Here is a 22,572-nt window from a genome sequence, read left to right as displayed (position 1 = left end):
TTTGCTAAGCATCGGGGCGGCGTAGCGCCGTGCGCAATGCGTCGACGTAGTGCGCATCGATGAGCGCCTCGCGCGCGAGCCGGCGGAGCAGCGTTGGAGACCCTTCGGACAGCCGCTCGTACATGCGGCGCAGCGGCCGCGCGTTGACGATCGACGCGCGCACGAAGTTGGCGGCATAGGCGCCGGTTGCGAGCTTCACGCGCCAACTCGGGTTCTTCCGCACAAAGCGCGCCGCCATCGCAGCCTTTTCGCGCGTAAGGGCGATGCGCCGCTCCAGCGTCGTCATCGAGTCGGGCTTGAGGTGATAGATGTACGCGTCCCATGCGAACACGTGGCACATGCCGTTCGCCCGCAGGCGGACGCCCAGATCGGTGTCCTCCCAGCCGTAGAGGTCATAGCGTTCGTCGAATCCGCCGACGGCTTCAAGCGCGGCCTTCGGCGCGCTCGCGTTGCACGTGCAAAAGAATTGGCGCGAGTAGTGGCGCGAGTCGGCAGGCGGCAGATGTTGCGCGTCGGGCACGTTGACGATCGGACCGGTCACCGCCCGGTCGAGCGCGTCCCCATGCGCGTGCAGATGCGCCTGCACGAAATCAGCGGGCGGCAGCGTGTCGTCGTCGCAAAAGATCACGATGCGGCCGGCGGCTTGCGCTATTCCCGCATTGCGCGCTTTGGCGCGGTTCGGATCGGCCACGAAGAGACCGCGCGCACCGGCTTCGTGGATCACGCGCGGCGTCTCATCGCTCGAGCCGTTGTCGACCACGATCACCTCGAAGCGCCCGGCCGCGCTCTGCCGCGCGAGCCCGCCCAGGCAGTCGCGCAAAAGCGACGCGCGGTCGCGCGTCGCGATGACCACCGTGGCTTCAGGCACTTACGAAGCAGCTCCCCGAGCGGCGCTGCGCTTGGGCTCCGCCGCAGCGACGATCAGCGCTTCTCTTGCCATGCGATCCGAGGCGCCGGCGTGCGGCGCATAGATCTTTGCAAGCGACTCGCCCATGGCACGCAGGTTTTGCGGATCCGCAAGCATCTGTCCGGCGCGCTCCGCGACGTCGTCCGGCGTGAGAATGCCCCGCAGTTCGGGCATGATCAGCCGGTCGGCGTCGATATTCGGTTGTGCGACGAACCGAAAGCGCCGCTCCGCGTTACGCGCGACCCACGTCTTGATCGGCCGGCCGACCAGCGGTATATATTGAAGATAGCCGGCGATGCCGTTCATGGCGACCTGGTCCATGCGATTGGTCGGGAGCACCGTCAAGGTTGGGCGGCCCAGCACTGCGGCTTCCAGGCATTTGGTCCCAGGAATCGTGACGACAAGCTGAGCGCCGGCCATCGCGCGGTATCCGCCGGAGCGGTCCAGAGCGAAGCGGATGCCGCCGGCGAGGATCGCATTGCCTTCCTCGATGAGTTCACCGCCGATGCCTCCCAGCGCCGGGTCCGGCGCCCGCAGACTGGCGCGCAATTCGTCATCGCTGTTGAACGGCGATATCACCACGGAGAACCCGAGGCCGGGGTGGCGCGCCGCGAGTTTGCCCGCAGCGCCCAAGAAGAACGGCAGCAGGCTGTGCAACTCGTATGGCCGGCTGCCGGGCAAGAAGCACACGCCTTCACCGATACCCGGCGTCGGCGGCGGAAAATCGAGAGACCCGAGCACCGAGTCGGGGACCAAATTGCCGACGACGCGCACGGCCTCTGCCGGCGCACCCTGGCGGCGGAACTGCGCCGCGTTCGCCTCATCCAGCGCGAAGAAGCGCTCGAAGACGTGCGCGTACGGGCGATGCGAGAATTTGTACGTCATCGGGCGCACGCCGAGCCGCTTCGCGATGGTGGTCGCGTGGAAAAGATCGCCGCCGAGATATTGCAGCGCCCCAGGACCGCGCGTCATGCCTTCGGTCGCGCGCCCCATGAGGAAGCGCGCGTAGCGTTTGGGCTCGACGACCGTCGCCCGCGGGAACAACAGGCGCGTGATGGCGGCCTCTTTTCCGGTGGCGTACGCGCATGGGACGAACACGATGGTGAGCGCCGCGTCGGGCTCGTGAGCGTACACCGCGCGCACGAAGGGTCGAGCCCAGCCCATCAATTCTCCGGGACCGTTGACGGTGACGACCAGTCGCGCGCTCATCTCCGTGCGATGCGGCTCAGCAACGACGTCGTCGAGCTGCCTTCCACGTGCGGCGCGAACACGATCTCGCCGCCGACGTCGCGCACCGCGCCCGCCTCAGGCAGTTCCGCGCCCGCATACTCTGCGCTCTTGACGTGAACATCGGGGCGCAGGGCGCGGATCGTCGCGTCGGGGCGCAGCTCGTCGAAAATGCACACGAAGTCGACGCTTGCCAACGCGGCGACGACCTCGGCGCGTTCCGCTTGCGGCACGATAGGTCTTCCCGGAGCTTTGCCGAGCTGGCGCACGGAAGCGTCGGAGTTGACGCCGACGACGAGCATGCCGCCCAGGGCCCGCGCGAATTCCAGGTAGCGCACGTGGCCGACGTGCAGCAAATCGAACACGCCGTTGGTGAAGACCACTTTGCCCTGGGTCGCGCGCAGCTGCGAAAGCCGGCGAGCCAGCTCTTCGCGGGCGACGATCTTATCGGCGGCGCGCACGCGCACCCCCGAACCGCTTGGCGTGCGCGATGCCCTCGTGCTCTGCGAAGTGCAGGATCTCCTTAGGCGACGCGGTCGCGGTGCCAAGCTTCTCGACCACCACGCCCGCGGCGATCGACGCGAGCTCGACCGCTCGTTGAATCGAAGCCCCCGCGACCAGCGCAAGGGTGAGCGCCGAGATGACGGTGTCGCCGGCGCCGCTGACGTCGTACACCTGCCGCGCGATGGCAGGCACGGTGAATGGCGGCTGTGATTTTGCGAACAGCGTCATGCCGTGCTCGCCACGCGTGATCAACACATAGCGGCAGCCGGTGCGTCGCAAGAGCTGGCGGGCGGCGGCCGCAAGGTCGGCGTCGGTGCGGATCGGCGTCCCCGCGGCTCCTTCGGCCTCGGCGGTGTTGGGCGCGATGCAGTCCACTCCGGCAAATGCATCGAGGTTGCGCGGTTTCGGGTCACCCGCTACGACGACCCTGTGTTTGAATGCAAGCAGCGCGCGAACGATCGGCGCGCTGATGAGCCCCTTGCCGTAGTCAGAGACGATCGCGCCGTCAACCTCACCATCAAGCGCCGCGACCGCGGCACGGATGGACTTCGCGGCGCGAGCGTCAAGGCCGCCGACGTGCTCTCGATCCGCGCGCACCACCTGCTGGTTGTGCGCTACGATGCGGGTCTTTTGCGTGGTCGGCCGGGAGCGCACGGACGCGATGCCGCTGGTATCGATGCGCAGCGTCTTGCAGAGGTCGCGCACGCGTTGCGCTGCTTGGTCATCGCCGACGACGCCGATCAGGCGCACGCGCGCGCCAAGCGCCGCCAGATTGTTGGCCACGTTGCCGGCACCGCCCAACGTGTACGACTGATCCTGCACTTCGACGACCGGCACCGGCGCTTCGGGGGAGATCCGGCTCACTCGCCCCCATAGCCACTCGTCCAGCATGATGTCGCCGACGACGACTATGCGCTTGCCGCGCATCGCCCGCAGCGTCAGTGCCAGCCACGCATTATCTTTCAACGAGGGCCTTCTTCTCCAGGCCTCGGTCGGAACGCTCCAGCATCCTGCGCGTGGGCGATGATGAAACGCGCGGCGTCGCCTAGGTCCTGCGCGGCGTGATCCGGCGGCGCGGCCTTGAAATCTTCCGGCGGCTCGTGCGGCGGCGAACCGATGACCGAGACGGCGCGACAACCGGCTGCGCGGCCGGCTGCGATGTCGCGAGCGCGGTCGCCGACCACCCACGACTGCGCGAGATCGATGCGCCACTCGGCTGCGGCCTGGAGCAGCATGCCGGGTTTGGGTTTGCGGCAGGGACAATCGCGGGCGTATGCCGGCAGCGGCGCGTCGGGCAAATGCGGGCAACGATAGAATGCGGCGATCGTCGCGCCCTGCGCGGCGAGCAGCTCGCTCACGCGCGCGTCCACCGCGTCGGCCTGCCGGTCCGTGAACATCCCGCGCGCGATGCCCGATTGGTTCGAAGCGACGATCAGCAAAAAGCCCGCATCGGTGAGCGCGCGAGCTCCGTTTGCCGCGCCGGGCGCGAGTTCGACGTCGTCGGGCGATCCGACAAAGCGTTTGTCGACGTTCAGCGTGCCGTCGCGATCCAAGAATACGGCGCGGCGTGAAGGCGCGGGGGCGTTCTGGGTCACGAAGCGACCAGAGCCAGCTCCACCAGTTCGCAGATGATGTGGCCTAAGGCGAACTGCACTTCCTGGACTTTCCATGCCGGACCGCTCGGTCCGACGATCGCGATGTCCGCCAGCCCGACGATCGGGCCGCCGCCGTTGCCGGTCAGGGCGAGGGTCGTGGCGCCCTTGTGGCGAGCCATCTTCATGCCTGCGAGCACGTTCGGCGATGCGCCGGAGGTGGTGATGCCCATGGCGACGTCACCCTTGCGTGCCAACCCCTCGAGCTGGCGCGCGAAGATCTGCTCGAAACCGTAATCGTTCGCGATCGCGGTGATCGCCGAGGTGTCGGTAGAAAGGGCGAGGCCTGCCCATCCCGGGCGCTCCAGCATGAAGCGTCCCGTGAGTTCGGCGGCGAGGTGCTGGGCTTGCGCGGCGCTGCCGCCGTTGCCGAAGAAGTAGACCGTTCCTTTCGAGCGCAGGCAGCGCACGATCGCGTCCACACATAGCCTGACCGCGTCCCCGTAATCGGTGCCGAACCACAGGTCGGCGCGTTCGGCGAGGCAGTCTTCGAATCGTTTAGTCCGTTGCGGCGCGTTCAGCTCCCGATCCAAAACAGCTCCTGATGCAGCGACACCAACTCGCCGTCCTTGGCGCAGACCTTGACCACGGTGCCGTCGTACTCGCTCACGATCTCATTCATCAGCTTCATCGCTTCCAGGATGCACAAAACCTGGCCTGCGGAAACGCTGTCGCCGTTTTCGACGAACAGTTTTGCACTGGGTGCGGGCGCGCGATAGAAAACGCCGACGAGCGGCGCGAGAACTTTGCGCACGCCCGGCGGCGCTTCGTCGGTTTTCGTCGCGTGTTGCGACCCGGCGGCGCTCGCGCTGGCGGCCGCCGAACCCGAGGATTCAGCCGCGTGCGGCAGCGACATGCGAAGGTCGAGATCGAGGTCGCCCACGCGCACGCGCAGACGGTCAAGCCCGTCGCGCTGCATCAGCTCGACGAGTTGGTCCAGGATCTTCTTGTTGAGATCCATCGCGTCTCTTAGGCTTCCTTGCCGAGCATGCGTATGACCTCGCTTTGCGCCGCGGAGAGCTTGACCGATCGGCGCTCCCGCGTGTTCAGGTCTTGAATGGTCACTTCGCCGGCGGCGCGCTCGTTGCTTCCCGCGATGACCGCGAGCTTCGCACCGCGTTCGGCCGCGTTGCGAAGTTGCTTTTCGAGTTTGCGGCGAGTGTAATCCATGTCCGCTGCGACGCCCCGCGCGCGAAGGTGATGCATGACCGGCAAGAGCAGCAACGCGTCTTCCGCGTCCACCGGAACGAAGGCGACCTCGATACCGGGCGGGCTTGCCAGATGCGCAGCGCTGCCGCTCGCTTCTGCCAAGAGGAGCAGGCGCTCCATTCCCATGGCCAGTCCGACACCGGCAGTCGGCGGACCGCCCATATCTGCGACGAGGTTGTCGTAGCGGCCGCCGCCGCACACGGCGTTTTGCGCGCCGAGCACATTGGTCGTGATCTCGAAGACGGTGCGCGTGTAGTAGTCGAAGCCGCGGACGATCTTCGGGTTGCGTTCGATCGCCGTTTCGCCGATCGCCGCGAGGATGAACAACGTCCGTTCGAAGTGCTCGCGACACTCCTTGCACCAGAAGCCGGCGATATCCGGAGCGCCGTCCACGACTTTGCGATCGGCCTCGTCCTTCGAATCGAGTATGCGCAAGGGATTCTTTTCCAGGCGTTGGCGGCTGATCTCGCTCAATTCGCCTGCCCGACCGCGAAAATAGGAGATCAACGCGTCGCGATAGCGCGGGCGGCACGCGTCGCAGCCCATCGAATTGATCTCAACGCGATACTCGAACACGCCGGCGCCGCGCAACACCGCGAGTCCGATCGCGATGATCTCTGCGTCGGCCTCTGGCCCCGCGACGCCAAAACATTCGACGCCCCATTGGTGCGATTGGCGGAAGCGCCCCTTCTGCGGGCGTTCGTAGCGGAAGATCGGTCCGCGATAGTACAGCTTCAACGGCAGATTCTGCAGGAGATTGTGCTCGAGCGCCGCTCGCACCACCGGCGCCGTGAGTTCCGGACGCAGCGTGATGCTGCGGTCGCCGCGGTCCGTGAATGTGTACATCTCCTTCGAGACGACGTCGGTTCCCTCGCCGAGCGTGCGCACGAAAACATCGGTCGATTCGAAGATCGGCGTCCGGATCTCACCATAGCCGAAGCGAGCGCAAACGTCGTCGACGATGCGCTCGAGGGCTTGCCAAAGGCGAGCTTGCGCGGGGAGTATGTCGAAGGTGCCGCGCGGCGCCTTGAGGTCCTTCACATCCCTCCTCTGATGACGATATTTGGTCTGCCGGACGTTGGTGTGGTATGCCGGACTTTAGTCCGGCTGACGTTGCTTTGTGCGATCGCCGGCGCGTGTTTCGTGTCGCCTGCCACAACGGCGCTCGCATGGTCCGATGCGGCTCGCGCGTGGACGTATGCTTGGTCGATAGTCCTGGAGGCCATTCCATATATCCTTGTGGGCGCGATTGCGGCGGCCATGTTCGAACGTCTGGCTCACCGCTCCGTATTAGTCGCGCTCTTCGCTGCCATCGCGCCGGGCTGCGACTGCAGCATGAACGGATTTGCTCGCTCGTTGGGATCGCTGCCGCCTCCAGTCGCAGGCGCGCTCATCGTGTGGGGAAGCTGTTGCAACCCGATCGCTCTGCTCACCACGTATCAAATCCTCGGCGGCAGGCTCACGCTCGCGCGCATGGGCGGCGCTCTTGCTGCGTCGCTGCTGATCGCGACTTCATGGGCGATCGGGCGCGCCCGCTTCAAAGCAACTGAAGCTTCTTGCCAGACTAAGGTCGGGCAGCCCGCACTTGTCGAGCATTTCGGGAGCGGTGTGAAATCGCTGGTCTTGGCCGCGGTCTTGGGCGGCACCGTTTTGGCTTTTTTTCCGGACTGGCTCCGGGCTCACTCCTCGCCGTGGTTCGCGGCGTTTGCCGGCGCGCTGCTCTCCCCGTGCTCGAGCGCCGACCCGATCCTGGCCCGCGCGCTGATGTCGACATCGGCGGCGCACGCGACCTTCATCGTGGCGGCGCAATGCATCGACGTTCGTCAGATCACTCTGCTCGGGCGGTGCTTCGGCGCCGCCCCTGCGCTGCTCGGAACTATCGCGGGCGCGGCGGGCTGCTGCCTCGCGGCGATTATCGCTCGATGAAACTCGGGCCGCTCGTCGCAGGGGTTGCGCTGGGGTCGGTCATCTCGGGCGCGGCTCCGGCGCTCATCGCGCTTCCGCCGGCCGTTCTCATACTGGCCGCGGGCATCGTCGCCGCCATGCATGTGCGTGCGTCTCGGAGCAGCCTGATCGCGCTCTTCACGGGTGCCGCGCTCGGCCTCGCCCTTCCGCAAATGCCGCCTGAAAATGCGGGCCCGGTCATCGCGAGACCGGTAGGGAGACATCCAGGCGGTGACCTCTTCGCGCTGCTCGACAGAATCGATCGTGACCCGGCTTCCGTCCTCGGCAAACGCGTCAGCGTCAGCGGCGAATGGACGCCGCCACGCGGCGGTCGATCCGCCGCTGTATCGCGCCGCATCATGACCTGTTGCGCCGCCGACGCGATCGACGTCGGCTTCGACGTGACACCGGCATCGCCGATCGCGCTCGCAGCCGCGGGCACGCGCGTTCGCGTCAGCGGCGCTTTACACGCGACGTTGCGTGACGGCGAACTGCGCTACGAGCTCTCGGCGGCCACGCTTAAGCGGCTGTGAGTTGGAGCAGCGTGGCGAGCACGTCGGCCGCGTGCCCGGTCACGTCTACTTTCGGCCACACTTTGCGGATCACGCCTGTGTGATCGATCAGGAACGTCGAGCGCTGCACGCCCATGAACTTCTTGCCTTCGTGCTCGCGCTCCACGAGCACCCCGAATGCTTTGCACAACTTCTCGTCGGTGTCGGCCAACAGCGGGAACGGGAGGGCGAGTTCGCCCTGGAACTTCGCGTGCGACTCTGCGGAATCGCGGTTGACGCCGATCACTTCTGCGCCGGCGGCTTGGAACTGCGGGTAAGCGTCGCGGAACTGCGACGCCTCGTTGGTTCAGCCGCTGGTGAAGTCCTTAGGATAGAACCACAGCACCAGCCACGCGCCGGCGAACTCGCCGAGCGTGCGCGGTTTGCCGCTCTGATCCGGCACTGCGATGGAAGGGGCGCGATCTTCGACGTCGAGCACGAGCGGACTCCTAACCTTTTGACACGTAATCGCGCGCGCTCTCTGCCAACTTGACCCACGCGCTTTCGTGTTTCATGGGCACTTGCACCCATTCTTTCATGGGCCTGCCGCCCATGGGATCGAATAGCTTCGCGCCGGCCAACGCCAGCGCCGCTGCGTGATGCACGCCTTTCAGTTTGAACACCATCGCGTCGTTGAAAAGCCCGGCGAACGCCTTGCCCTTCACCTTGAGGGTCGGCATGCCGAACATCTGCGACGCCTCGACGCCGCCTTTTTTCGTCATCGACGCAGCTATCGAATCGTACGCGACCACGGCGCGCGGTGCGGGTTTTGCTTTTGCCATGATCCTCTAGTGCGAGAAGTAGCGACGCGTCGAAAAAACGAGGGCGACGCCAGCCTTGCGCGCCGCTGCGATGACTTCCTCGTCGCGGATCGAACCGCTCGGCGCGACCACGGCCGCGATGCCGGCGCGAGCCGCCGCATCGATGCCATCCGCGAACGGAAAGAACCCGTCTGTCGCGAGCGTGGCGCCCCGCGCCGCCGCGCCGGCTCGTTGACATGCGATTTCGACGGCGGCAACGCGATTGGTCTGCCCGCCGCAAACGCCGAGCGTCACTTCGTCCGCCGCCACCACCACCGCATTGGACTTGACCTGGCGCACCGCTGCGAATGCGAAGAGCAGGTCGCGCCACTGCGGCGGCGTCGGTTCGACCTCGGTGACGACGCGCCACGCATCGGGCGCGGCCGCAGGATCGGGGCGTTCGACCAGCAGTCCGCCAAGCGCCGAGCGCAATTTCGGCTCGGCGAGCAGCCGCGCCGGCAACGTCGGATCGAAGGTCAGCAATCGCAAGTTCTTCTTTTTCTCGAGCAGCTCCAGCGCCGCAGCATCGAAGCCGGGCGCGGCGATCACTTCGAGGAACCTCGAGTTGAGCAGCTGCGCCGCCGCCAGGTCGATGCCGGCATCGCATGCCACGATGCCGCCGAACGCGGAGATCGGATCCGCCCCGAGCGCGGCCGCTAAGGCTTGCGCGACAGAGTCGCGCGCGGCGACGCCGCTCGGCACGGTGTGCTTGACGATCGCGCCGCGTACATGCCGGCGCGAGCGCACGCCCGCCGGAAATCCCTTTGGCTCATCGATGGGCGCGAGCAGTCTAAGGCACGCGTCGACGTCGAGCAAGTTGTTATATGATAGCTCCTTGCCGGAAAGCTGCTCCATCGCCATCGTGCCGAAAAAAGCCCCCAGCGCCCACGGGTTTTCGCCGTAGCGCACGCGGGCCGCGAGAGGAAGATCGAGATGGAGGCCGCCATCCGGAGCTAAAGCTCCGGCACTACTTGACGGATCATTGAAGTAGCGGGCGATCGCGCGATCGTAGTCTTCGCAGCGCCGGAATGCGGTGGCTGCCCAGCGTCGGCGCTGTTCGAGCGTCGGCCCGCCGTCATCGGCGGCGCGCGCGAACGCTTCGAACGCTGCCGCATCGCTCAAGACGCTTACGCGCTCGAAATTCTTTGCGGCGGCGCGCAGCAGCGTGACGCCGCCGATGTCGATCTGCTCGACGGCTTCCGCATCGGTCACGCGCACGTTCGTCACGGTCTTCTCGAACGGATACAGGCTCACGGCGACGACGGAGATCGCCGGGATCTTGTGCGCGCGCATCTCGGCCGCGTGCTCGGCGCTTTGCGGGTCCGCCAGCACACCGCCCAAGATGATCGGGTGCAGCGTCTTGACCCGGCCGCCGAACAACGTTGGAAAGCCCGTGATGTCGCCGATATCCTCGCACGTCAATCCGAAAGCGCGCACGGCGGCCGCTGTGCCGCTCGTAGCTATCAGCCGATAGCCGCGGCGCGCCAACGTGCGCGCGAGCGACTCAAGGCCTGACCGGTCCGAGAGCGAGAGCAACGCGACGGGGGCTACGGCGTCAGGCACCCACCTGCTCCAGCGCGAGCGAAAGCAGGCTGGAGACCCCCGGTTCGCCCATGGTGACGCCGTAGATGCGGTCGGCGAGCGTCATGGTCGCCTTGTTATGCGTGATGATCACGATCTGCGCGCGGCTTGCGAATTCCGCCAGCACCGCGCCGAAGCGGCCGATGTTGGCCTCGTCGAGCGCGGCGTCGATCTCGTCGAAGATGTAAAACGGGCTTGGGCGCACCTTCAAAATCGCAAAGATCAGCGCCACAGCCGTCAGTGCGCGCTCGCCGCCGGAGAGGGCGTTCAGACTTTGCATCTTCTTGCCGGGCGGCTGCGCGGCGATCTCGACGCCGGCGAGGGCCGGGTCCTCGGACTGCGCGAGCCATATCTTGCCGACGCCGCCGCTGAACAAGCGCCCAAACATCTCGCCGAAGGCCTCGGCGACTTTTTCGAAGACGCTGTTGAACTGGCGCACCGATTCGGCGTCGATGTCGGCGATCACCGATAAGATGCTCTTGCGCGCCTCCTCGAGGTCGATCAGCTGATGGCGCAAGAAGTCGCGGCGCTCGACCAGCGCGGCCTGATCCTCCAGCGCGTTGAGATTGACGCCTCCCAGCCGCGCGAGTTCGTCGCGCAAGCGGCGGATCTCCGCGTCCGCGTCGCCTTCGTAGCCGGCGCAGCGCTTGGCGACGTCATCGCACTCCTCGGGCGTCGCCGGATTCTGCGCAAACGTCTCCTGCAACACCCCGAGTTCGGCGTCGATCTCGGCCAGCCGCATCTTGTGGCGTTCAAATTCGAGACGGCGCTCTTGCCCTTGCTGTTGTTCGCCCGACAATCGTTCTTCTAGCGTGCGCGCCGACGCGGCGAGCTCGTCGCGTTTGGCGCGCAGCGCGTCCGCTTCGGACTGGATCTTCGCTAGCGCCGAGTCGGCCTCGCTGCGCCGACCCGCTGTCGCGGCGGCGTCCTTGCTCGAGCGCGAGTGCTCCTCTTTGGCTTGCGCCAGCGAGCTCGCGCTGGCTTCATGCGCTTTGCGGCGGTCGATCACGTTTGCGCGCGCCGCTTCGACGTCGTCGCCTACTTGCGCGACCCGCTCGACCAGCGCCGCAGCGTCGGCCGCGGCCGTGCGATGCCGCTCGCGCAAGCCCGTCAATTCGTTTTGGAGCGCGTCGCTTTCGGCTGCCGCCTTCTTCCGGTCGGCTTCCAGAATTGCGACCGCATCTCGCCCAGTCTTCGCGTTTCGCTCCGTGGCTTGCCACTCGCTCGCCGCTTTTCCCAGTTCGACGCGCGCGTCGCTCAATTGCTCTTCGAAGCTGGCGCCCGCGCGGGCAAGCGCTTCGGCCTCGGCCTTGGATCGTTCCAATCCGACCGCTGCGTCTTGACGCGCGCTAAAGCCCTCGCTTCGACGTTGCTGGGCGCGTTCGCGCGCCGCAGCCGCCTCATCCAGGACTCGGTGAGCCGAAGCCACGGCATCGCGCGCTGCGTCCGCGATCGCTTGGTGTTCGGAGAGCGCCTTCGCCAAATCGGCGATCGCGACTCGACGAGCCAGCGGTCCCGCTTCGCCCTCGGCGCTGCCCCCGGTGATCGCGACATCGCGCACCAGTTCGCCGCCGACGGTGACCACGCTCGCGTGGGCATAGGCCCGGCCCAGCGCCAATGCAGTGGCGAGTTTGTCCACCACGATGACGTTGCCGAGCAGATACTCGATCGCCGGGCGCGCTTCGCTCGGGCAGCGCACCAGGTCGGCCGCCAGCCCGATCACGCCCGGCCGCGAGCGCGCTTCTTCAAGCAGCGGCAGCTCGCGCTGGCGGACGGCGTCCAGCGCCACGAAGGTCGCGCGGCCCGCGCGCGAGGACCGCAACATGGCGATGGCGGCCTGTGCGTTTTCGCCCGTATCCGTGACCAATGCGTGCGCGTTCGGCCCCAATGCGACGTCGATCGCGGCGGCGTATTGCCGGTCGACGTCGAGAAGCTCCGACACCACGCCCGCGATGCCACGAAGCCGCTTGGCGCTGCGCGCGTCCAGCACCGCTTGCACGGATCCGGGGCGTCCGTGCCCACTCGTTTCGAATTCTTGCAGCGCATCGTGGCGCGCTTGGCTATGGGCGACCGCAGCGCGCTTGCTCTCGAGGTCGGCGCGCGCCTCTTCCAAAGCCTGCGTGGCAACCGTATGGGCGCGCTGCGCAAGCGAAAGGTCGTCAGCTGCGGCTGCCAGCGCTCGATGCGCGTCCGCCAACGCATTCGCAAGCGCCTCGCTGCGCTGTCCGTGTGCCGTGAGCTGCTCGCGGGTCGTGGCAAGGTCGCTCTCGAGCTGCGCAACGGTCGCTTTTGCGCGATCGCGCACGGCGTTCTGCGCCTGCAACGCGCCTTCGCTCTCGGCCGCTCGCGCCGCGGCCTTCGCGCGGCGGTCCTCGACCTCGCGCAACCGCGCGTACGCTCGTTCCCATGTCGCCGCGCCGGTGCGCTCAGCGTGCGAACGCTGCTCGACCTCGTGCATGGCGGCATCGCGTCGCTGGCGCGACTCTGCGAGCTGCGCGACGAGTGTGGCGACCTCGGCCTCGGCGGCGGTGCTCGCCCGCGCGGCCACATCGACGTCGCGCTCGAGCGCTTCGCAGCGGCGCCCCATCTCCTCAAAACGCGCCTGGGCGGTGGCTTGCGCCGACGAAGCTTCTTGCAACGCCTGCGCCGTCTCTGAGCGCGCCGCGTTGCGCTCGTCCAGCGCGAGGGAGGCCTGATACTCCTCGTAGCGGACCCGGCTCGCCTCAGCCTCCAGTTGCGTGCGGCGCCGCTCCACGTCCGCGCGTTCGGCCTCCTCTTCGCCAAGCGTTTTCGCGAGGCCGGCGCGCTCTCCGCGCCGCGCTTGCGTCTTCAAGAGGAACGACAAGATCTCGATATCGCGCAGCCGCCCGACCACTTTCTGATAGCGTTTGGCGCGGCGCACCTGCTGCTCGACCGCCGGCACCTGCCGTTCGAGCTCCATCAACACGTCGTTGATGCGCAGCGCGTTGGTTTCGGTCTGATCCAGGCGGCGCTGGGCTTCTTGTTTGCGCGCTTGATATTTGCTCGTGCCGGCGACTTCCTCGAACACTTCGCGGCGCGCAAGCGGCTTGGCCGAAAGGATCGCGTCGATCTCGCCCTGCGAGATGATCGCCGACGCGTCCGGACCCAAACCGGTGCCGAGCAAGAGATCCATGATGTCGCGCAAACGGACGTGCGACTTGTTGAGGAAGTACTCGCCTTCGCCGTTGCGATAGACGCGGCGCGTGACCGCGATCTCGGCGAATGGCGTGGACAGCGCGCCGTCGCTGTTGTCGAAGGTGAGCGTGACTTCGGCCATGCCCACGGGCCGGCGCCGCGCGTTGCCCGCGAAGATGACTTCGTCCATCCGGGATCCGCGCAGCTGCTTCGCGCTTTGTTCGCCAAGCGTCCAGCGCACCGCATCGACCAAGTTCGACTTGCCCGAGCCGTTGGGACCGACCACGGCGGAGATGCCGGGTTCGAAAACCAGACGCGTGCGTTCCGCGAACGTCTTGAAGCCGAAGAGGTCTATGCTCTTTAGGTAGATCGCGCTTTCCCTCGTGCGGGCTAGCTTGAACGCAGCCTGTGCAGGGCTTCGGCAGCCGCCTGGGTCTGCGCCTGTTTTTTGGTGGGTCCAGAGCCCTTTCCAAGCACGTCACCGTCGATCGATACGGTCGCCGAAAACACTCGCGAGTGAGGCGGGCCGCTCTCACCGCTCGTCGCATACGAAGGCGTTTTCGAAAAGCGCTCTTGGGTCAGCTCTTGAAGCGCGGTCTTCGGGTCGGCGGCCGAAACCGATGCCGCGTGCGCGAGATGCTGGCGCTCGACGAAGCGCGCGGCTGCTTCGAATCCCTCGGTCACGTAGACCGCTCCGACGATCGCCTCGAACGCCGCGGCAAGGATGGACGGGCGCTGCTCGCCGTGCGCCGCGCTCTCGCCCTTGCCCAAGCGCAGCAGCAAGCCGATGCCAACTCGCTGCGCCGTCTGCGCCAACGCGCTCCGCGAGATCAGCGCCGCTCGCCTGCGCGAAAGCCTGCCCTCGGATTCCTGCGCGAAGCGATCGTGTAGCGCTCGCCCGACGATCAAGCCCAGAGCCGCATCGCCGAGGAACTCGAGGCGCTCGTTGGATTGAAGGCCGGCGCTTCGGCCCGATTTTTCGTGGACGTAGGAATCGTGGGTCAGCGCGGTGTCGAGCATGGCGCATTCGCCCGCCGCCGTTGCCTTCAAGCCCAAGCGTTTGCCGAAGGCCCGGAGCGCTTGGCGCCGGCGTGCGCCGTCAGACAAATTTTTTGAAGACCAGCACCGCGTCGTGGCCGCCGAAACCGAACGAATTCGACATCGCGATGTTCACTTCGGCCTTGCGCGCCACGTTGGGCACGCAGTCCAGATCGCATGCCGGGTCGACGTGCTCGTAGTTGATGGTGGGCGGGATGATGCCGTCGCGGATGGTCAGCACGGTGCAAATGCCCTCCAGCGCTCCCGCCGCCCCCAGGGCGTGGCCGAACATGGACTTGTTCGAGCTGACCGGCAGTTTTTTGGCTTTTTCGCCGAACACGCGGTGAATCGCAGACGTCTCCGAGATGTCGCCGAGGTCGGTCGACGTCGCGTGCGCGTTGATGTAGTCGACGTCTTCGGGCTTGATGTTCGCATCGCGCAGCGCTCGTTCCATCGCGAGGGTCACGCCGCGCGCGTCCGGGTCGGGCGCTACCATATGATAAGCATCCGACGATCGCCCGTAGCCGACGATCTCGGCATAGATTTTTGCGCTTCGCTTGCGGGCAGACTCGAGCTCCTCGAGCACCATGGCTCCGCCGCCTTCGGACATCACGAAGCCGTCGCGCTCCTTGTCAAAGGGGCGGCTGGCCTTTTGCGGCTGGTCGTTGCGCGTCGATAGGGCGCGCATGGCGCAGAACCCGGCGACCGCCAGCGGCGTGATGGGCGCCTCCGAGCCGCCGCAGATCATCGCGTTCGCTTCGCCCATCTGAATCGTGCGATACGCGTCGCCGATCGCGTTGTTCGACGAGGCGCATGCCGACACGGCGGTCTGCGTGGGGCCGCGCAAGCCGAGGTGGATGGAGATGAGGCCCGGCGCGATGTTGCCGATGAGCATCGGGATGAAGAACGGTGAGAGGCGGTCGGCGCCCTGCGCGAGCATGACTTGATGCTGCTGCTCGATGGTCGTGAGGCCGCCGATACCGGACCCCATGATAGCGCCGATCTCGTCTCGATTGCCGTCGTCCACCACAAGCCCGGAGTCCTTCACGGCCTCATTGGCGGCGACAAAGGCGAATTGCGCGAACCGATCCATCCGGCGCGCGTCCTTCTTGCCGATGACGGCCGCGGCGTCGAAACCGCGCACTTCACCGGCGAAACGCGTCGGCAGAGCCGACGGATCGAAGAACGTGATGGTATCGATGCCGCTCTTGCCGGCGGTTACGTTGGACCAGAACTCCGAGACGGAGTTGCCGAGCGGCGTGATGGCGCCGAGGCCGGTGACGACGACGCGCCTCTCAAAGCGCATGCGGTTTGCTAAAGCGTCCTCATGATGGCGTCCCGGGTAACGCAGTATCGAGCCCGGGACCTATTATCGCCTTCCCTATATGGTGTGCGTTGAAGCGTGGTTCCTGCAATGAGGCGATGGTGGAGCGGACTTGTAGGTCGATTTGATTCCAGCTCGCGTTGCACGCGCGTGCGTTGCGGATCGTTCGCGCACGATGCGCGTAGAACCGCGAATCGCAAAACTTTTTCTCCACGACACTGGAAAATGGGTGGCTCAAGTATTTTTTCCCCCAACCGATGATAATGAAGGGGAATAGTGCATCGACGCGAACAGTCGCGATGTGGGCCGTGTAAAGACCCCGTACCCTCCGGCCGCGCGCAAAAACCGCCAACGCTCCGCAGCGGCGGATACAATCATACAAAGAGGCGTACAGCAACGCCCCGCGAGCGCCGGAAATTCAGAGGGGAGGTGACCTGCACACCGTGGCCAAGAAGAAAGCAAAGGCGAAAAAGAAAAAGAAACACTAACGCGCTAATCGCGTTATGACAGATTTCGAGGGGTGCCGCTTCGGCGGGGCCCCTTCTTTAATTCTTTGAAGTAGCGCTCGCCGCGCGGCCCGCCGTCCTTGCGCGCGAGCCCCGTGTATACGGCCCATCCAAGCTTCCTCACGCTGTTGAGGAGCAACTCGAAGACCAGCGCTCCCTTCGCAGCCCCCGGCCCGTATGGGTCGATGCGGACGAAACCTAAACTCCGGTAGAGGTCGATGGCGCGCGCCATGAAAGGCAGCGTGTCCAAGCGCATTCTCCGGTAGCCGATGCCGGCGGCGACGTCGATGACCGACTCGACCAGCGCGCGCCCGGCGCCCGTGGCGCGGTGCGCTGGGCGGACGTACAAGCGCTTCATCTCGCACGTCCAAAGCCCGAGGTCGCGCAAGCACACGCATCCGATCGGCGTCCCCGCCGCATACGCGAGCAACAGCCTGCCGCGCGGCGGGCCGTAAGCGCCGGGCAGATCGGCAAGCTCTTCATCCAGGTGCGTCAAGCAAACCGTGCCGGCGATCGACGCGGCGTATTCCCGAAGAAGCTCTCGCGCATCTGCGATGCGCGCCGGTGTATCGGCGTTGACGATGCCGAGGGAATCGAGCGAGGGCACGGTAACGTCACCTTCGTGGACAAGCATGAAACTACTCTCGCGACGCAAGCGGTGCACGCCGGCGACATCCCGCGACCCGTCAATCAACCCGCAAGTCTGCCGATCTATCAGTCCGCCGGTTGGGCGTTCCGCGATCTCGATGAGGTCGATGCGGTCTACGAGCACCGCGTGCCCGGAGCCATTTACGGCACCGATGGCTTGCCCAACACGCTGGCGCTTGAGGCACAGCTCGCGTCGTTAGAGGGCGCGCAATCGGTCGTGGTGACGAGCGGCGGCATGTCGGCGCTGCTCGCCACGTTTCTCGGTGTGCTGCGCCAAGGCGACCGGATCGTGGCCAGCCGCGACCTCTACGGGAACAGCGTCCGCCTCATGCAGCACCTCGCCCGCTTCGGGGTGAGCGCCGAGTTCCTCGACGCCACCGACCTCGACGTCGTGCGCCGCGCGCTGGCAATGCCCGCGCGCCTCGTGCTCGTTGAGACGATCTCAAATCCGCGGATGCGCGTGGCGGACGTTCCAGTGCTCGCGGATATCGCGCACGAGCGCGGCGCGCTGCTTTTGGCGGACAACACGTTGGCCACGCCGTGGCATTGCCGCCCCCTCGCACTCGGCGCGGACCTGGTGATGGAGAGCGCGACGAAGTTCCTCAGCGGTCATCACGACGTGGTGATCGGCGCGGTCGGCGGCGCGCGCGAGCTCGTCGAGCCGATCCGCACGCTCGCCGTCCGCAGCAGCATCGTGCCAGGGGCGTTCGACGCGTGGCTGAGCACGCGTTCCGTGAGCAGCGTGACGCTGCGCGTCGAGCGCGAGTCGGCGAATGCGGCGCGCGTCGCCGGCTGGCTCGCGCATCACCCGAAAATCCGCGTCGTCCACTATCCGGGGCTGGAATCGCATCCCGACCACGCGGTCGCGCGCCGAGTGCTGGTAAATGGGTTCGGCCCGATGCTTTCCTTTGAAATAGACGGCGGCGCTGCTGCAGTCAACCGGCTGTTGGGCAAACTTGAGCTCATCAAGCTGGTCTTGAGCTTTGGAGGCGTCGGGACCACGCTCGCGCATCCCGCAAAGTCGTCGCATCGCGCGCTTTCGGCCGAGGAACGCGCGGCGCTTGGCATCCACGACGGCTTCTTGCGCTTGTCGGTGGGCATCGAGGCGGTGGAAGACATCGAAGGCGACCTGAAGCGCGGCTTGGACGCTATATGAAACAGAAACCGCCTAAGAACGCGGAAAATCTCCGCTGTTACGCCTGCGGTTCAACCGACGTGGTCTACCGCATCGCCAAGATCTACTGCGCCAAATGCGGGCGCCTCATCGAGAACTGCTGCGGCGATTAGTCATTTCAGGAAGGCGGAGACGTTTTCGTCTCGCTTCGGCGGCTCGTCGCGGCCGTAGAGATACTTCGCCAAGAACGATTCCACCGCCGCATTGAAGCGCTTGGTGTTCTCCGGTTTCGCGAAGCCGTGGCCCTCATCCGGGAACACGATGTAGGTCACGGGCCTGCCGTTTTGGCGCATCGCGGCCACGATCTGGTCGCTCTCGCGAACGTTGACGCGCGGATCGTGCAGTCCCTGGCCGATGAGCAGCGGCGCCTTGATCTGATCCGCCTTGAACAGCGGCGATTGCGCGTTGAGAATATCCACCGTGTCGCCCATGCGCCGGTCGAACAGCGCGCGCTGCGTCTCCCAGTACGGCGGTATCGACGCCAAGAGCGTGTTGAGATTCGAGGGCCCGACGATGTCGACGCCGCACGTGAACGCGTCTGGTGAAAACGCCAGCGCCGCCAGCGTGGCATAGCCGCCGTAACTGCCGCCCATGATGGCCACGCGCTTGGCATCGGCGTAGCCTTGCGTCACCGCCCAATCCTTTGCGTCGAGCAGATCGGTGCGCATCGTGCCCGCCCACTGGCGATCACCCGCATTGAGAAACGCCTTGCCGTAGCCGGTCGAACCGCGGAAGTTCGCCTGCAAGACCGCATAGCCGCGGTTTGCCAGCCACTGCACGGTGCCGCTGTAGCCCCACACGTCTCTGCCCCACGGTCCGCCGTGCACGAGCATCACCATGGGTAGTTTTGTCGGTTCGACGCCGACCGGCAGTGTCAGGTAGCCGTGAATCGTCAAGCCGTCGCGGGCTTGGTAAGTGATCGGCTGCATGTTCGCAAGCGCGAGCAGATCCAGCGCGGGGCGGGCGCTGAAGAGAAATGAGGTGGTCTTGGTGTAGCGGTCGTAGAGGTAGTACGAGACGGGACCGTCGGCAACGGTGTAGCTGATGAGCAGCGTGTGTTCGGCCCGATCCGAGCCGAGAATGCGGATGTCGCCCCGGTGGGCGGCGATCAGCGCCGCGAAATCCAGTTGATATGCGGGATCGAAGAACGCCCACTCGAGGTGTTCGCGCTGGATCCTTGCGGCGATCAGCCGGTGTGACGATGAAAAGTATGCGCTATCCACATCGTACGCGGGATCCTGGTAGACCATGCTGTATTTTCCGGTTGCGACGTCGTACTTCAGCAGTCGAGCGACGTTCGCGCCGGCGTTGGCCGTGACGTACAGGGACTTGCCGTCCGCCGAGAACCCTTCGGGCGACGGCAAGCCGTCATCCGCGCTGAACGTGACGAGTTTGCGCCACTTCGAACTCGGCGCGTCGCGCACGTCGATCTCGTACGAACCATCGGCGTGTTGGGTGAATGAGGCGCGCACTTGCAACGATGCGTCAGCGACCCAGCCCGCCACCGAGCCGGGGTTCTGCGTGTCCAAGGTCGATTTTCCAGTGGCCGGGTCGAGCCGATACACGTCAAAGACGCTCTTATCGCGCTTGTTCATCTGGATGAGAATCGCGTGCGGTTGGGCGAGGTTGATGTCCAGGATATCCGCGCGCACGCCGTCGTACGGCGTGAGATCCCGAGGAGCGCCACCGGCGATGCCCGCGGCGAGAATGTGAGAGTTCTCGTCGCCATTCTTGTCTTGGGTGTAAAGGACGCTGAGGGAGTTCGGCGCCCACGTGACGTTGCGAATCGGACGGTTCGGGTCGGAGGCCACGACGCGGTCGTCGTTTCGACCGATCGTTTTCACCCAGACGGCGAGCACGCCATTGGACGGCGCCAAGTAGGCCAAACGCACACCATCGGGAGAGATCGCCGGCGCTGCTTTCTCCGGGTTGCCGAACAGCACGTCGCGCGGGATCAGCGGCGGCAGGTCGGCGCGCGCGGGCGCTGCCAGCGTCGCGATCAGCGCGAGCGGGATGACGAGCACGGACAACTTCGTCCATTGGATTCGCATGGCGGTCCTCCGAATCTGGGGTTGCAAACGTCCGAGCCGGGCGCGGCTACTTCCTCTTGTTCTCTGGATGCGGCAAGCCGGACTTTGATCCGTTTCTCTCGCATGCTGCACTATCGTGCTCGCAACGATATTAGCTTTGTTGTCGGCCGTGGCATTCGGGGCAGCCGACTTTGTAGCCGGACTTGTGACCCGGCGCACGCCCGTGCTCACGGTCGTGGTGATCTCGCAGCTTTCCGGTCTCGCATTGCTGCTATGCACGGTCTGGTTCGTTCCGGGGACCGCGTTTCCGAACGCCGGCGATGTGGGTTGGGGTCTTGCGGCCGGCTGCGCGGGCGGCGTCGGCCTCGCGCTGCTCTATCTCGGACTTGCGATTGGCCGCATGAGCGTCGTCTCGCCGCTGACCGCCCTGCTCGGCGCCTCGCTGCCCGTCGTGTTCGGTATCGCGAGCGGAGAGCGACCCGCTGCGCTCGCGCTCTACGGGGTGGGGCTGGCTTTGGTCTCGGTGGTTCTGATATCGAGCGCGCCCGAACACGCAGCCAATCCCCTGCCGCCGCGCGCGGCTCGCGCTGGAATCGCCGCAGGGATCGCTTCCGGACTTGCTATCGGCACGTTCTTGATCCTGTTGGCGCACGTGCGTCATGAGGCGGGCTTGTGGGCGCTGGCTGCCGCGCGTTGTTCGTCGATCGTGCTGCTCGGCACGATCGCGTTTGCGACTCGCCGCCCGATCCAGCCCTTTTCCGCTCCGCTTCGGCCCATCGTCCTAGCCGGACTCATCGACGCGACCAGCACGGCGCTGTACGTGATCTCGACGCGCTACGGCCTGCTCTCGGTCGTCGCGGTTTTGACCTCGCTGTATCCCGCCAGCACCGTGCTGATGGCGCGCTTCATCCTTAAAGAACGCATGACCCCGCTCGCCCTTGGCGGCATGGCCCTCGCAGCGATCAGCGTCTCGCTGATCGCGCTCGCGCGATAGGGCTTACAGGACGGGCTCGCTCGGGTTCGGATTGGTCAACGCCGTGAGGATGTGGTCCTGCCAGCCGCCATTGATGTAAAGGTAGTTGCGCGCGAAACCCTCGACCTCGAAGCCGAGTTTGCGCAGCAGTGCGCCGCTTCGCTCGTTGGCGGGCATGTAGTTGGCCATGATCCGGTGCATGCCGATCGTCTCGAACACGAAGGGTATGGCCGCGCTCAGCGCTTCGGTCATGAAACCTTTGCCGACGCAGCGCCGATCGAGCGCATAACCGAGATAACACGCCTGAAAAATCCCGCTGACGAACTCGGAGAAGTTGCATTGCCCGAGGACCGGACCATTCGGGTAGTCCCGCGCGAAGATCACAAAGCGCGCCGAACGCCGCTCCAAGAACTCGTGACGATCGCGGTCCAGCGCCTCTTCCCAAAAAGCCGCGCTGAAAAACCGGTCGGCCGGCACCGGCGCCCATGGCCGTAGATGCTCTGCGTTGTCGCGGTAGTATTGCGCAAGGCGCGTCGCTGCATCGCTTGGTCCGACCCGCAAGACGAGGCGCACCGTTTGAAGGGTGCCGTCGGATTTGACGTGTTCTTGCAAACTATCTCTCCGCGTCGACGCTTCGGAATCATCGCGCAACCGCCCTGGAGCGCAAGAGGGCAAGCTCGTGCAGCGCCCAAATGCATAAAATGCGACTCTGGACGATCAGCGCAGTTGCTTTTGCGCTCTTTATCGTCCTCGGTTTTCTGGTCGCGACGCCGCCGTTCTCACGCCTCGATGCGGCAGCCACAGCGCTTCAAGGTCATGGCATGCAGGCGGCCGTCATTTTCACCGAATCGGGGCGGTTCTTACCGCTGTTGTCGATCGGCTTGATCGGCATCGCAACTCTCGCGGCGGCGCGCCTGGCGCTATGGATGGGTGCCGGTGTGCTTGTATCGCAGATCATGTCGCAAGGCGTTGTCGAATTGATCAAGATCTTCTTTCACCGCGCTCGACCCGATCACTGGCTCGTCTATCACGAGCCGGGATACTCGTATCCGAGCGGGCACGCCAGCACCGCGATCGTATTTTTCGGAAGCTGGTTGCTGATCATTCTGATGGCGCCGCTGCCCAGACTGGCAAAGATCGTTTGCGCCGCCGTGCTCTTCGTGTGGATGCTCGCAATCGACTGGTCGCGCCTCGCGCTCGGCGCGCACTACTTGACTGACGTCATCGGAGGCACGTTGTTCGGGATTTTTTGGGTTAGCATGGTGCTCGCGGTTCTTGCGCGCCTGGGCGTCGCAGCCAGTGATCTCCGAGCGAAACGGAAAGCTGCATGATGCCAAGTTGACCGAGG

Annotated in this window: 23 protein-coding genes; 6 read left to right on the top strand and 17 right to left on the bottom strand. The window is 65.7% G+C overall.

The genetic code is table 11. The features are described 5' to 3' along the window. Positions 1–4: 4 nt before the first annotated feature. From VN934_01210 to hisS, 8 genes are read right to left on the bottom strand one after another with little or no spacing between them, the layout of a single operon-like run. Entirely contained in the window at positions 5–868 is an 864-nt protein-coding gene (locus tag VN934_01210; protein ID HXM17412.1) for a glycosyltransferase, read from the bottom strand. Beyond that, positions 869–2,116: a hypothetical protein gene (locus tag VN934_01205; protein HXM17411.1), complete on the bottom strand. Its 1,248-nt coding sequence runs from the start codon at positions 2,114–2,116 to the stop codon at positions 869–871. Further along, positions 2,113–2,595 (bottom strand): adenylyltransferase/cytidyltransferase family protein, encoded by a 483-nt coding sequence (locus tag VN934_01200; protein ID HXM17410.1) that lies wholly within the window; start codon positions 2,593–2,595, stop codon positions 2,113–2,115. Before VN934_01200 ends, VN934_01205 begins: the two co-directional genes overlap by 4 nt. Next, the gene (rfaE1, locus tag VN934_01195) at positions 2,579–3,604 is read right to left on the bottom strand and encodes a D-glycero-beta-D-manno-heptose-7-phosphate kinase (protein ID HXM17409.1); all 1,026 of its coding nucleotides are present in this window, start codon (positions 3,602–3,604) and stop codon (positions 2,579–2,581) included. Before rfaE1 ends, VN934_01200 begins: the two co-directional genes overlap by 17 nt. Next, complete coding sequence (locus VN934_01190) at positions 3,601–4,233, bottom strand: HAD-IIIA family hydrolase (protein ID HXM17408.1); 633 nt, start codon at positions 4,231–4,233, stop codon at positions 3,601–3,603. The genes rfaE1 and VN934_01190 overlap by 4 nt, the downstream gene beginning before the upstream one ends. Then, positions 4,230–4,823 carry an SIS domain-containing protein gene (locus tag VN934_01185; protein HXM17407.1) on the bottom strand — a complete coding sequence of 198 codons (594 nt, stop codon included), beginning with the start codon at positions 4,821–4,823 and terminating at the stop codon, positions 4,230–4,232. Before VN934_01185 ends, VN934_01190 begins: the two co-directional genes overlap by 4 nt. Then, on the bottom strand, positions 4,808–5,251 hold the full coding sequence (locus VN934_01180) for a biotin/lipoyl-containing protein (protein HXM17406.1): 444 nt from the start codon (positions 5,249–5,251) through the stop codon (positions 4,808–4,810). Before VN934_01180 ends, VN934_01185 begins: the two co-directional genes overlap by 16 nt. An 8-nt stretch (positions 5,252–5,259) precedes the next feature. Beyond that, positions 5,260–6,540: a histidine--tRNA ligase gene (hisS, locus tag VN934_01175; GenBank protein HXM17405.1), complete on the bottom strand. Its 1,281-nt coding sequence runs from the start codon at positions 6,538–6,540 to the stop codon at positions 5,260–5,262. A 102-nt stretch (positions 6,541–6,642) separates the two neighbouring features. On the opposite strand from hisS, the gene VN934_01170 reads away from it, so the two are divergent. Together VN934_01170 and VN934_01165 are read left to right on the top strand one after the other, a co-directional pair. Beyond that, on the top strand, positions 6,643–7,425 hold the full coding sequence (locus tag VN934_01170) for a hypothetical protein (GenBank protein ID HXM17404.1): 783 nt from the start codon (positions 6,643–6,645) through the stop codon (positions 7,423–7,425). Then, the gene (locus tag VN934_01165; protein ID HXM17403.1) at positions 7,422–7,976 is read left to right on the top strand and encodes a hypothetical protein; all 555 of its coding nucleotides are present in this window, start codon (positions 7,422–7,424) and stop codon (positions 7,974–7,976) included. The genes VN934_01170 and VN934_01165 overlap by 4 nt, the downstream gene beginning before the upstream one ends. Here the strand turns inward: VN934_01165 and VN934_01160 are convergent. The 7 genes from VN934_01160 to VN934_01130 all read right to left on the bottom strand — a co-directional run bounded on the left by VN934_01160 (position 7,963) and on the right by VN934_01130 (position 17,033). Next, complete coding sequence (locus tag VN934_01160) at positions 7,963–8,433, bottom strand: peroxiredoxin (protein HXM17402.1); 471 nt, start codon at positions 8,431–8,433, stop codon at positions 7,963–7,965. The genes VN934_01165 and VN934_01160 overlap by 14 nt on opposite strands. Positions 8,434–8,443: 10 nt before the next feature. Next, a complete protein-coding gene (locus VN934_01155) occupies positions 8,444–8,776 on the bottom strand; it encodes a hypothetical protein (protein HXM17401.1) in 333 nt (110 codons plus the stop codon). A gap of 6 nt (positions 8,777–8,782) precedes the next feature. Beyond that, positions 8,783–10,357 carry a bifunctional phosphoribosylaminoimidazolecarboxamide formyltransferase/IMP cyclohydrolase gene (gene purH, locus VN934_01150; protein HXM17400.1) on the bottom strand — a complete coding sequence of 525 codons (1,575 nt, stop codon included), beginning with the start codon at positions 10,355–10,357 and terminating at the stop codon, positions 8,783–8,785. Next, complete coding sequence (smc, locus tag VN934_01145) at positions 10,350–13,886, bottom strand: chromosome segregation protein SMC (protein ID HXM17399.1); 3,537 nt, start codon at positions 13,884–13,886, stop codon at positions 10,350–10,352. The genes purH and smc overlap by 8 nt, the downstream gene beginning before the upstream one ends. A 35-nt stretch (positions 13,887–13,921) precedes the next feature. Next, the gene (rnc, locus tag VN934_01140) at positions 13,922–14,638 is read right to left on the bottom strand and encodes a ribonuclease III (GenBank protein ID HXM17398.1); all 717 of its coding nucleotides are present in this window, start codon (positions 14,636–14,638) and stop codon (positions 13,922–13,924) included. After that, positions 14,631–15,875: a beta-ketoacyl-ACP synthase II gene (fabF, locus tag VN934_01135; protein ID HXM17397.1), complete on the bottom strand. Its 1,245-nt coding sequence runs from the start codon at positions 15,873–15,875 to the stop codon at positions 14,631–14,633. Before fabF ends, rnc begins: the two co-directional genes overlap by 8 nt. A gap of 519 nt (positions 15,876–16,394) precedes the next feature. Continuing rightward, positions 16,395–17,033: a GNAT family N-acetyltransferase gene (locus VN934_01130; protein HXM17396.1), complete on the bottom strand. Its 639-nt coding sequence runs from the start codon at positions 17,031–17,033 to the stop codon at positions 16,395–16,397. Here VN934_01130 and VN934_01125 point away from each other — a divergent pair. Continuing rightward, on the top strand, positions 17,022–18,203 hold the full coding sequence (locus VN934_01125; protein ID HXM17395.1) for a PLP-dependent aspartate aminotransferase family protein: 1,182 nt from the start codon (positions 17,022–17,024) through the stop codon (positions 18,201–18,203). The two genes, VN934_01130 and VN934_01125, sit on opposite strands and share 12 nt — an antisense overlap. Further along, positions 18,200–18,334: a hypothetical protein gene (locus VN934_01120; GenBank protein HXM17394.1), complete on the top strand. Its 135-nt coding sequence runs from the start codon at positions 18,200–18,202 to the stop codon at positions 18,332–18,334. Before VN934_01125 ends, VN934_01120 begins: the two co-directional genes overlap by 4 nt. On the opposite strand, the gene VN934_01115 is transcribed toward VN934_01120, so the two are convergent. Next, positions 18,335–20,272: a S9 family peptidase gene (locus VN934_01115; protein HXM17393.1), complete on the bottom strand. Its 1,938-nt coding sequence runs from the start codon at positions 20,270–20,272 to the stop codon at positions 18,335–18,337. It lies immediately after the preceding gene. A gap of 115 nt (positions 20,273–20,387) precedes the next feature. Between VN934_01115 and VN934_01110 the strand changes: the two genes are divergently transcribed. Continuing rightward, on the top strand, positions 20,388–21,245 hold the full coding sequence (locus tag VN934_01110; GenBank protein ID HXM17392.1) for a DMT family transporter: 858 nt from the start codon (positions 20,388–20,390) through the stop codon (positions 21,243–21,245). 3 nt (positions 21,246–21,248) lie between these two features. On the opposite strand, the gene VN934_01105 is transcribed toward VN934_01110, so the two are convergent. Beyond that, entirely contained in the window at positions 21,249–21,836 is a 588-nt protein-coding gene (locus VN934_01105) for a GNAT family N-acetyltransferase (GenBank protein ID HXM17391.1), read from the bottom strand. Between the two features lie 89 nt (positions 21,837–21,925). Here VN934_01105 and VN934_01100 point away from each other — a divergent pair, with 89 nt between their 5' ends. Then, on the top strand, positions 21,926–22,555 hold the full coding sequence (locus VN934_01100) for a phosphatase PAP2 family protein (protein HXM17390.1): 630 nt from the start codon (positions 21,926–21,928) through the stop codon (positions 22,553–22,555). The last annotated feature ends 17 nt before the right edge of the window (positions 22,556–22,572 follow it).

Origin of the sequence: Candidatus Tumulicola sp., assembly GCA_035601835.1 — a bacterium.
Lineage (GTDB): Bacteria > Vulcanimicrobiota > Vulcanimicrobiia > Eremiobacterales > Eremiobacteraceae > DATNNM01.
This window is presented reverse-complemented; position numbering and strand designations above follow the sequence as displayed.

Bases quoted from the DNA above. Each gene is read 5' to 3' on its own strand.
- VN934_01205 (HXM17411.1), bottom strand. From the start codon at position 2,116: ATGAGCGCGCGACTGGTCGTCACCGTCAACGGTCCCGGAGAATTGATG.
- VN934_01180 (HXM17406.1), bottom strand. From the start codon at position 5,251: ATGGATCTCAACAAGAAGATCCTGGACCAACTCGTCGAGCTGATGCAG.
- VN934_01165 (HXM17403.1), top strand. From the start codon at position 7,422: ATGAAACTCGGGCCGCTCGTCGCAGGGGTTGCGCTGGGGTCGGTCATC.
- VN934_01155 (HXM17401.1), bottom strand. From the start codon at position 8,776: ATGGCAAAAGCAAAACCCGCACCGCGCGCCGTGGTCGCGTACGATTCG.
- fabF (HXM17397.1), bottom strand. From the start codon at position 15,875: ATGCGCTTTGAGAGGCGCGTCGTCGTCACCGGCCTCGGCGCCATCACG.
- VN934_01130 (HXM17396.1), bottom strand. From the start codon at position 17,033: ATGCTTGTCCACGAAGGTGACGTTACCGTGCCCTCGCTCGATTCCCTC.
- VN934_01120 (HXM17394.1), top strand. From the start codon at position 18,200: ATGAAACAGAAACCGCCTAAGAACGCGGAAAATCTCCGCTGTTACGCC.
- VN934_01115 (HXM17393.1), bottom strand. From the start codon at position 20,272: ATGCGAATCCAATGGACGAAGTTGTCCGTGCTCGTCATCCCGCTCGCG.
- VN934_01100 (HXM17390.1), top strand. From the start codon at position 21,926: ATGCGACTCTGGACGATCAGCGCAGTTGCTTTTGCGCTCTTTATCGTC.